Genomic DNA, 9,266 nt, shown 5'->3' with positions numbered 1-9,266 from the left:
AAGGCAAAGGTATTCCTGCAAAAGAAGCCGGAGACCTTTATCTCAATATCCGCATTAATGTTCCGCCAGTAGAGAGCGAAGCCGACCGTGCCGCATGGGAAAAATTGGCCGAACACTTTGCCGCGAAACAAGCATAAGAGAAAGGATAAATTATGATTCAGTCCTCCGATGTTACCCTTACTTTTGAAGAAATCGTTGCCGCCAGCCGTTGCCGTCGCGATTGGCTGTTGGAACTTATAGCAGAAGACATCATCAGCATCGATGGTGCGCCCGAAAAAAGTACCTTTAGTGGTTTTCATCTTGCCCGCATCCGTCGCGCACAACGCTTAAGCCGTGATTTTGAAGCCGGCATTCCCGCATTGGGGCTGATTATGCGGCTGTTGGACGAGGTGGAAGAACTCAGAAAAATACAGCGTCCGCTGGTACTGCTCGAAGAAGAGTAAATATTGGCAAGTTGTTCGCTTAAATATTGATGACAAGACAAAGTTTTTGATGTTTATTGATATTCCATAATAAAAGGCCGTCTGAAAATATTTTCAGACGGCCTTTTTATACCTTCATTAACAACAGCGTCCGCCGTTGCCGCCGCAACGGCGTTTGCGGCAGTAGTCTTGGAATTGCAGCTCAGTCATGACCGGCGCGTTGGGATTATGTTTGCGCTGACGGGCAACGTAGTTTTCATAATCCGGGACACCGGCCATCAAGTTTGCTGTCAGCTTGATGGTTTTCCACCAAGATGCGAGCTTATGCTTCACTCTGAGCCTCCAGCTGTTTGCCGTCGCGGTACACTGCCGGAATTTCTTTAGCAGTTGGCCAGCCGACTTTGCGGGCTTTCATGGCGGTACGCAAACCGTACACGGCGACAATCACGACAACTGCTAAGAACAAAGCGGTCAGGCCGGCATTGATTTGGTCGTTGAAGATGATTTGTGACATTTCTCCAATGTCTTTAGCCGGGGCAAGGACTTCGCCTGAAGCCAAGGCATCGCGGTATTTGCCTGCATGCGCCAAGAAGCTGACGCGCGGGTCGCTGTGGAACAGTTTTTGCAAACCGGCATAGCAGGTTACAAACAATACGCCGACAGCAGGAACCAAGGTTACCCATACATAGCGGTCGCGTTTCATTTTCACCAATACAACGGTACACATAATCAACGCTACGCCTGCCAGCATTTGGTTGGCGATACCGAACAGAGGCCAGAGCGAGTTAATGCCGCCCAGAGGGTCGGTTACGCCGGTATAGAGGAAGTAACCCCACAATGCCACGGCAAAGAATGTGGCAACCAGGTTGGCTGGGATAGAGTCGGTGTTACCGAATGGTTTGTAGAAAATACTGCCCAAGTCTTGGATCATGAAACGGGCTACGCGCGTACCGGCGTCAACGGCGGTCAGGATGAACAAGGCTTCAAACAGCAAGGCAAAGTGATACCAGAACGCCATCATGGCTTCGCCCGGAATCAGACGGCTCATGATGTGCGCCATACCGACTGCGAGGGTTGGCGCGCCGCCTGCACGGGACAGAATGGTGTTTTCGCCCACTTCTTTAGCAGTATGCAACAAGGTTGCGGCATCAACAGAGAAATTCAGTTTAGTGGTGATGACTTCGGCAGCAGTGTTGGCATCAGTACCAATCAGCGCAGCCGGGCTGTTCATCGCAAAGTACACGCCTGGCTCAAGCGAAGCGGCGGCGGCCAGCGCCATAATGGCCACAAAGCTTTCCATAATCATGCCGCCGTAACCGATCATGCGGACGTGGGTTTCGTTTTCCACCATTTTTGGCGTAGTACCGGAAGAAATCAGAGCATGGAAGCCTGAAACCGCACCACAAGCAATGGTAATGAACAAGAATGGGAACAACGCACCGGAGAATACCGGGCCTGAACCATCGATAAAGTGGGTAACTGCAGGCATTTGCAGGGTTGGGTTAACAATAACGATACCCAAAGCCAAAGCGGCAATCGTACCGATTTTCAGGAAGGTAGACAGATAGTCGCGCGGAGTCAGCAAGAGCCAAACCGGCAATACGGAAGCCACGAAACCGTAAATCATAATCGCCCAAGTCAGCTGAATGCCGTCAAGGTCGAACCAGTGACCAAAGGAGCTGCGGGCAACATCTTCACCGTAAATCACGGCCAACATCAGCAAAATAAAGCCGACGATGGAAATCTCGCCGATTTTGCCCGGACGGATATAACGGGTGTAGATACCCATAAACAGAGCAATCGGCATAGTCGCTGCGATGGTGAACGTACCCCAAGGGCTGTGAACCAATGCTTTCACAACGATCAGCGCCAACACCGCCATAATGATGACCATAATCATCAAAATACCGATAGACGCAATCACGCCGGGGACAGTACCGAGTTCTTGTTTCACGATATCGCCCAAAGACTTACCGTCACGGCGCATGGAGACGAACAAGACCATCATATCCTGTACGGCACCGGCAAACACCACGCCGAAGATAATCCACAAAGTACCGGGCAGATAACCCATTTGCGCTGCCAATACAGGACCGACCAAAGGACCTGCGCCGGCAATCGCGGCAAAGTGGTGGCCGAACAGTACGCCTTTATGTGTGGGCACATAGTCCAAGCCGTCATTGTGGCGTTCTGCCGGAGTCAGACGGTTAGGATCAAGCTGCATCACACGGTTGGCAATGTAAAGACTGTAAAAACGGTAGGCAATGCAGTATACCGAAATGGCGGCCGTAACCATCCAAATCGCACTGACCTGCTCGCCGCGACTGAGGGCCAGAGTGGTAAAGGAGGCCAGGCCGACCAAAACCACAATGCCCCAAATCAAAAATGATTTGAGCGATTTCATTGATTTATCCTTAAAACGTGATACACGAAAGCTTGTTTTAGCGACAAACTGCCTTCATGCGCTTTAGAAAGACCAATCATTTTAGTCTTCATGATTTAAGAGTGAAATGTCATTTCAACCCGAATTCGACAAAAAACAAAATGATTAGTTCGCCCGTAAGGTTAACACAAACAGACAATATACCCTTCATTTTTTACTTCAAAACTAAATATTCCTTAACATATAGCAAACGCAAGGCCGTCTGAAAACCCAAAAATTCAGTTTTCAGACGGCCTGACAAACGGTCAATGCTATAATCCGACATTCCCATTTCTTCTATATTGCCATACCATGCAAAACAACGATTCCGAAACCATGCGCCTCTCCAAACGCATGGCGCAATTGGGCTTATGCTCGCGCCGCGAGGCAGACAGCTACATTGAGCAAGGCTGGGTCAAAGTCAACGGCCAAACCGCCGTACTCGGTCAAAAAGTCACCGAGCGCGACCGCATCGACCTCAACAAACAAGCCCACGAAAAACAAGCCGCGCGCGTAACCATCCTGCTGAACAAACCCGTCGGCTACGTCAGCGCGCAGGCAGAAAAAGGCTATAAATCCGCCGCCGAACTCATTACCGCCGACAACCATTGGGAAGGCGACGACAGCCGTATCCCTTTCAGTGAAAAACACAAATTCGGCTTAGCCCCGGCCGGCCGCCTGGACATCGACTCTGTCGGATTATTGGTGCTCACCCAGGACGGCCGCATTGCCAAACAACTGATTGGCGAAAACAGCAGCAGCGAAAAAGAATACCTCGTCCGCGTCCGCGGCAAACTAGACGACAAAGGCCTCGCCCTGCTCAACCACGGCTTGAGTTTGGACGGAGAAAAATTACGCCCCGCCAAAGTTGAATGGCAAAACGAAGACCAATTGCGCTTTATTTTGCGGCAAGGCAAAAAACGCCAAATCCGCCGCATGTGCGAGCTGGTCGGCCTGCGCGTTGTCGGTTTGAAACGCATCCGCATGGGCAAAGTCAAACTCGGCAGACTGCCGCCGGGCAAATGGCGTTATTTACGCGCTGACGAATCGTTTTAATTGCAGATAACAAAAAGGCCGTCGAAAACATATTTCAGACGGCCTGATCTTTGACTGCTTACTCGATATAAGTAAACTTCGCACGTTTAATATTACAGAGGATTTCGTACGGAATCATACCGGCAACTTCGGCAACTTCATTAATATTAATCACATCGCCCCAAAGCTCGACTTCCGCGCCCAAACCCTCTTTCGAAGCTTCCAGCTCAACCGTAATCATATCCATAGACACCCTGCCGATAATACGGCTGCGTTTGCCATCGATGGCAACCGGAGAATTAGTGGAAGCGCGACGCGGATAACCGTCGGCATAGCCGCAGGCAATCAAACCGACACGAGTGGATTTGCTGGTGTAGAACGTTGCACCGTAACCAATCGGAGAATGCGGCTGCAACACACGTTCGCCGAAAACGCGGGAAGTCAGGCGCATAACAGGTTTCAAACGCTCATCCACGCCACCGAAAGGCGAAATACCATACAAGGCCAGACCGGCACGACCCCAATCGCGGCGCGCTTCAGGCACGTTCAAAATCGCGGCGGAATTGGCCAGGCTCTCCTCGCCTTCCAAGCCTTCACACGCCAAATCAAATGCTTCAAGCTGCATTTCGGTCATGCCGTTTTCCGGTTCGTCCGCGCAGGCAAAATGGCTGAATTTCACAATGTTTTCAACCGATTCAGATTGTTTCAATGCCGTATAGGCGGCGGCATAGTTATGCGGAAAGAAACCGGCACGGTGCATACCAGAGTCCATTTTCAGCCATACGGTTGTCGGACGTTGCCACTCATGATGTGCAAACGCCTCCAACTGCCATTGACTGCCGATTGCCGGCCACAAATCATAACGGTCAACATCCGCATACTCTGCAGCCTCAAACACGCCTTCCAATAAAACAATCGGATTTTTAATGCCGTTTTGACGCAATTCCACGCCTTCATCTACCGTTGCCACCGCAAAGCCGTCGGCAATATCCGCCAACGCGTGTGCACATCTGACCGCACCATGCCCGTAAGCATCGGCCTTAATCACAGCCAACAATTTATTGCCGTGCAACTCTTTGAGAAAACGATAATTTTGACGTAAATTATCCAAACGGATTTGCGCATTGAGCGGACGCATAATGTATTCCTCTTATCGGCATCCGTTTCAGACGGCCTGCCCTATTACTTTGAAGCGAATATTATAGGTCAAAAACCATACAGGATTCCATGAAATACACAAGATTAATATCTTCCTTCCGCCTTACCTTTAAGGATTTATGCTTCTTCTGAGCCTGTTTTAAGGTTATGATGTCATCCAAATTGAAAACGACAAGCATCAAAGCCATGAAAGAACTCGACAAAACCGACTTAAAAATTCTCAAGCTCCTGCAACAAAACGCACGCATCCCCATGACCGAATTGGCTGAAAAAGTCGGCCTCTCCACTACGCCGGTAACCGAACGCGTCCGCCGCTTGGAACGCGACAACCTCATCACCGGCTATCACGCCCATCTGAATCCTCATGCCTTGGGTCAAAGCCTCTTGGTCTTTGTCGAACTGAAACTGCGTTCAAAATCCGGCAATATTTTTGAAGACTTCAAACGCGAAGTGCTGAAGATTCCGCAAATTTTGGAATGCCACTTGGTCTCCGGCGAATACGACTACCTCATCAAAGTCCGCCTACCCGATATGTCCGCCTATCGCGATATGCTCGGCAATATCCTGCTGCAACTGCCGGCAGCAGCCGAAAGCCGCAGCTATGTTGTCATGGAAGAAGTCAAAGAAGAAGTAGTATTAGACATCTAATTCCATTCAACCAACAAAGGCCGTCTGAAAGATTACAACATTCAGACGGCCTTTATTTTAAACAGGCAAAAAAAATGCACACATCCGATAGAATGTGTGCCAAGTCTACAAAGGAGAAATAGAGGAGAAACTATTAACTGACTACTCGAACCAGCTAACGAAACGAATTATGCAACAAGAGATTCAACCTTGCAAGTATTTTTCTTGTAAAATTTCTTAATTATCCAATTTACAGAACTTAAATGTAATCATGTTTCAAAGCAGATAAAAAAATGCGCATACCGTTTCGATATGCGCCAAGTCTACAAAGGAGAAATAGAGGAGAAAAATCAAGCTGCATCAAGCAACTCAACGGCGCGAATTATCCTAGCCTTCTACCCGACTGTCAACTGTTTTCCTACCTATTTTCAAGCATTTTGCCAAAAAACAACAAATCCGCTATTCCCCTCTTTTTCTGGCTATTTTCGCCCATATATAAAAGAAATTTAGAGCCGTCTGAAACACATATTGCCACTGCAGGCAAACAGCCCCATACTCACACATTCATAGCCCATATCCGTCCCAACCCACAACCATGACCACCCCACTTTCCCTTGCCGTCGTCGGCCATACCAACACAGGCAAAACCTCACTCTTACGCACGCTTTTGCGCGACAGCACCTTCGGCGAAGTAAAAAATGCGCCCTCGACCACGCGCCATGTCGAAGAAGCCCTCATCAACGACGGCGACGACAGCTTGGTTTACCTCTACGACACACCCGGCCTCGAAGATGCCGGCGGCGTGTTGGACTGGCTGGAAACCCACACATCCGCACGCGATGACGGCATCGAGCGCATTCAGCAATTCCTCAACAACCATGAAGCGCATCACGAATTCAACCAAGAAGCCAAAGTGCTGCGCCAAGTCATGCAAAGCGACATGGCCATGTATGTCATCGATGCGCGGGAGCCCGTCCTTAACAAATACAAAGACGAGCTGACCATTTTGTCTTGGTGCGCCAAGCCCATCATGCCTGTGTTCAACTTCACTCAAAATCAAGACCTGACCGCTTGGACCAATATGCTCGCCCGCCGCGCCCTGCATGTTTACGCCGGTTTCGATACCGTTGCGTTTGACTTTGAAGGCGAAATCCGATTATGGGACAACCTTGCCACCATGTTACCTAAGCGCGACATCCTCGACCGCCTCATCAATATGCGCCGTCGCGAGTGGCAACGGCTGGATACGGAAGCGCGCCGTGAAATTGCCGATTTTCTGCTGGATGCCGCCGCATTTACCCAAGAAATTGCCGAAAACGACGACCCTGCCCCGACTTTGGAAGTCATGCAATCGGAAATCCGCCAACTTGAGCGGCAAATGCAACAACGCCTGTTCACACTTTACCGCTTCTATCACGACGAAGTCGGCAGCGACAGCACATGGATGCCCAAAGCCTTCAAACAAGATCCGTTTGACAGCGAATTGCTCAAACATTACGGCATCCGTACCGGTACCGGCGCAACCGCAGGCGCACTCATCGGCCTAGGCTTGGACATTGCCACGCTTGGCGGTTCGCTTGGTTTGGGTACCGCCATCGGCGGACTGTTGGGCGGCATTTTGCCCAACGCCCAAGACATCACCGACAAAATCAACGGCCGACAAACCCTGCATACCGATCCGGAAACCCTTACCCTGCTCGCTGCGCGTGCGCTGGGTTTGTTGCACGTCTTGCAAACGCGCGGCCATGCCGCCCAATCTCATATCGAGCTAAACGAACGCAAAGCGCCATGGAATGCGGCCAAACTGCCAAGCGAACTCAACAAAGCACGCAGCAACCGCAAATGGTCTTCGCTCAACACACACCAGCCCGAACTCAGCCGTAACGAACGCGCAGCCTATGTCGGTTCTTTAAGCGAGAAATTAAAAGTTTAAAATCGCTGTTGAACAAAAAGGCCGTCTGAAACCCAAATGTTTCAGACGGCCTCTTGATTTTAGCCGACAACACTTATTCGGCAGCTTTGGTTTCGCGTTTCAAACCGCCGCCAAGTGCTTTATACAAGTCGGCAAGGTTTTCCAGACGGGTCAGCTGATTGGCCAAAAGAGCAGTTTCTGCGCCGTAACTGCTGCGTTCGGCATCCAATAAATCCAATGCGCTAGATACGCCATGTTTGTAACGCAGGCTGATGAGGCGCAGGCTGTCGTTGTAAGCACGGCTTTGCTTGCTCAACGCTTCATAGCTTTTATCCAGCTGTTCGCGCGCAACCAAAGCATTGGAAACGTCTTTAAATGCGGATTGAACAGCGGCTTCATAAGCAACGATTTGTACCTGTTGGCGCAGTTTGGCTACGTCAAGATTGGCTTTGTTGGTACCCCAGTCAAAGATAGGCAGCGTGATGGACGGTGCAAACGCCCAAACACCTGTACCGCTCTTAAACAGGCCGCTCAACTCGCCGGAAGCCGTACCGACCGAACCGGTCAGGCTGATGCGCGGGAAGAAGGCCGCACGTGCCGCGCCGATATTGGCATTGGCTTGTTTGAGCGAGTATTCGGCCGCGCGGATATCCGGGCGGTTGAGCAATACGTCCGAACTCAAACCGGCAGGCAGTTTGGTGATTTTGAACTGTTTACTCAAAGGCAAACCGGCAGGCAAGTCTTCGGGCAAAGGTTGGTTAATCAACATAGCCAATGAATTGCGCGCTTGCTCGCGGTTTTTCACTGCGGATGCGTAATCGGCTTTGGCCGATTCAATCAACGCTTCCTGTTGGCGTAAATCAACGGCGGAAATCACACCGGCTTTATGGCGCAATTGTGAGAGCTTGTAAGTCGCCTCACGGGTTTGCAACACACGTTGTGCCAATGCCATGGTTTCTTCAGCGTAGCGTTCGTTAAAGTAGGCTTTGGCCACGGTAGAAATCAAGGCCAGATGTGCGGCATCGCGGTTGGCGGCTACATTAAAATAACCTTGCAAAGCAGCTTCGTTGGTGCTGCGGACTCGGCCGAAGAGGTCGAGTTCATAAGAGGTTATGCCCAAACCAACGCTGTATTGGCTGCTGACGTTGCCGCCGCTCAAGCTGCCTTGACGCGAACCTGTACCGCTAGCGTTAACGGTCGGCAGCAGGTTGTTGCGCGCAATCATGTGCTGCTTGCGGTAGATTTCGGCATTCAGCGCGGCGGTGCGCAAATCGGTATTGCGTTCCAACGCAATGTCGATCAAGCGGTGCAGGCGCGGATCGGCAAAGTAATCTTGCCAACCCAATTCGGCTGCACGGATACCGTCGTCAACAGTGTCGTATTTAAACGTATCGGCCACGGCAACTTGAGGCTGCTCATATTTCGGCATCATGGCACAGGCCGACAAAGCCACGGCGGCGGCAACGGCGGTCAGTACAGGTTTGAATGTAATCTTCTTCATTTTAGAATCCTTTAGCATTTTGAGGCCGTCTGAAAATTTTTCAGACGGCCTTTGCTTTAGTGCTTGTCTGAATCGTGTTTACCGTCTTCAATCATGCCGGCTTCAGCGGCGTGTTTGGCGGCCATCTCATGCTCGTGTGCGGTTTCTTTAAAGAATTTGCGCACAACCACATAGAACAAAGGCACAAGG

At 50.6% G+C, this 9,266-nt stretch carries 8 protein-coding genes and 1 pseudogene; 5 read left to right on the top strand and 4 right to left on the bottom strand.

What is annotated here, in order from left to right:
* Positions 1 to 137: pseudogene (locus ACTHUT_RS10195) on the top strand (J domain-containing protein); the annotation flags it as partial.
* A 15-nt stretch (positions 138 to 152) separates the two neighbouring features.
* Complete coding sequence (locus ACTHUT_RS10190; protein ID WP_003747441.1) at positions 153 to 443, top strand: chaperone modulator CbpM; 291 nt, start codon at positions 153 to 155, stop codon at positions 441 to 443.
* A 117-nt stretch (positions 444 to 560) separates the two neighbouring features.
* Here the strand turns inward: ACTHUT_RS10190 and ACTHUT_RS10185 are convergent, their stop codons facing one another.
* The gene (locus ACTHUT_RS10185; protein WP_003747442.1) at positions 561 to 755 is read right to left on the bottom strand and encodes a YbdD/YjiX family protein; all 195 of its coding nucleotides are present in this window, start codon (positions 753 to 755) and stop codon (positions 561 to 563) included.
* Complete coding sequence (locus ACTHUT_RS10180; RefSeq protein WP_440386172.1) at positions 745 to 2,826, bottom strand: carbon starvation CstA family protein; 2,082 nt, start codon at positions 2,824 to 2,826, stop codon at positions 745 to 747. Before ACTHUT_RS10180 ends, ACTHUT_RS10185 begins: the two co-directional genes overlap by 11 nt.
* A gap of 330 nt (positions 2,827 to 3,156) precedes the next feature.
* On the opposite strand from ACTHUT_RS10180, the gene ACTHUT_RS10175 reads away from it, so the two are divergent.
* Positions 3,157 to 3,900: a pseudouridine synthase gene (locus ACTHUT_RS10175; RefSeq protein WP_036493902.1), complete on the top strand. Its 744-nt coding sequence runs from the start codon at positions 3,157 to 3,159 to the stop codon at positions 3,898 to 3,900.
* A gap of 58 nt (positions 3,901 to 3,958) precedes the next feature.
* Here ACTHUT_RS10175 and alr read toward each other — a convergent pair whose 3' ends face one another.
* Positions 3,959 to 5,017 (bottom strand): alanine racemase, encoded by a 1,059-nt coding sequence (gene alr, locus ACTHUT_RS10170; protein ID WP_314058648.1) that lies wholly within the window; start codon positions 5,015 to 5,017, stop codon positions 3,959 to 3,961.
* A gap of 206 nt (positions 5,018 to 5,223) precedes the next feature.
* Between alr and ACTHUT_RS10165 the strand changes: the two genes are divergently transcribed.
* Complete coding sequence (locus ACTHUT_RS10165; RefSeq protein ID WP_083296572.1) at positions 5,224 to 5,685, top strand: Lrp/AsnC ligand binding domain-containing protein; 462 nt, start codon at positions 5,224 to 5,226, stop codon at positions 5,683 to 5,685.
* 574 nt (positions 5,686 to 6,259) lie between these two features.
* Positions 6,260 to 7,597: a GTPase/DUF3482 domain-containing protein gene (locus tag ACTHUT_RS10160; protein ID WP_440386171.1), complete on the top strand. Its 1,338-nt coding sequence runs from the start codon at positions 6,260 to 6,262 to the stop codon at positions 7,595 to 7,597.
* Positions 7,598 to 7,670: 73 nt separating this feature from the next.
* On the opposite strand, the gene ACTHUT_RS10155 is transcribed toward ACTHUT_RS10160, so the two are convergent.
* Positions 7,671 to 9,077 (bottom strand): efflux transporter outer membrane subunit, encoded by a 1,407-nt coding sequence (locus tag ACTHUT_RS10155; RefSeq protein WP_440386170.1) that lies wholly within the window; start codon positions 9,075 to 9,077, stop codon positions 7,671 to 7,673.
* Positions 9,078 to 9,266 lie beyond the last annotated feature (189 nt).

It is taken from the genome of Neisseria sp. P0022.S010 (assembly GCF_051956635.1).
The sequence above is the reverse complement of the archived record's forward strand: the minus strand, read 5'-3'. Positions and strand labels throughout refer to the sequence as shown.

Excerpts from the sequence above, each read along its gene's own strand:
- ACTHUT_RS10165 (WP_083296572.1), top strand. The coding sequence starts at position 5,224 with ATGAAAGAACTCGACAAAACCGACTTAAAAATTCTCAAGCTCCTGCAA.
- ACTHUT_RS10190 (WP_003747441.1), top strand. The coding sequence starts at position 153 with ATGATTCAGTCCTCCGATGTTACCCTTACTTTTGAAGAAATCGTTGCC.
- ACTHUT_RS10160 (WP_440386171.1), top strand. The coding sequence starts at position 6,260 with ATGACCACCCCACTTTCCCTTGCCGTCGTCGGCCATACCAACACAGGC.
- ACTHUT_RS10180 (WP_440386172.1), bottom strand. The coding sequence starts at position 2,826 with ATGAAATCGCTCAAATCATTTTTGATTTGGGGCATTGTGGTTTTGGTC.
- ACTHUT_RS10155 (WP_440386170.1), bottom strand. The coding sequence starts at position 9,077 with ATGAAGAAGATTACATTCAAACCTGTACTGACCGCCGTTGCCGCCGCC.
- ACTHUT_RS10175 (WP_036493902.1), top strand. The coding sequence starts at position 3,157 with ATGCAAAACAACGATTCCGAAACCATGCGCCTCTCCAAACGCATGGCG.
- alr (WP_314058648.1), bottom strand. The coding sequence starts at position 5,017 with ATGCGTCCGCTCAATGCGCAAATCCGTTTGGATAATTTACGTCAAAAT.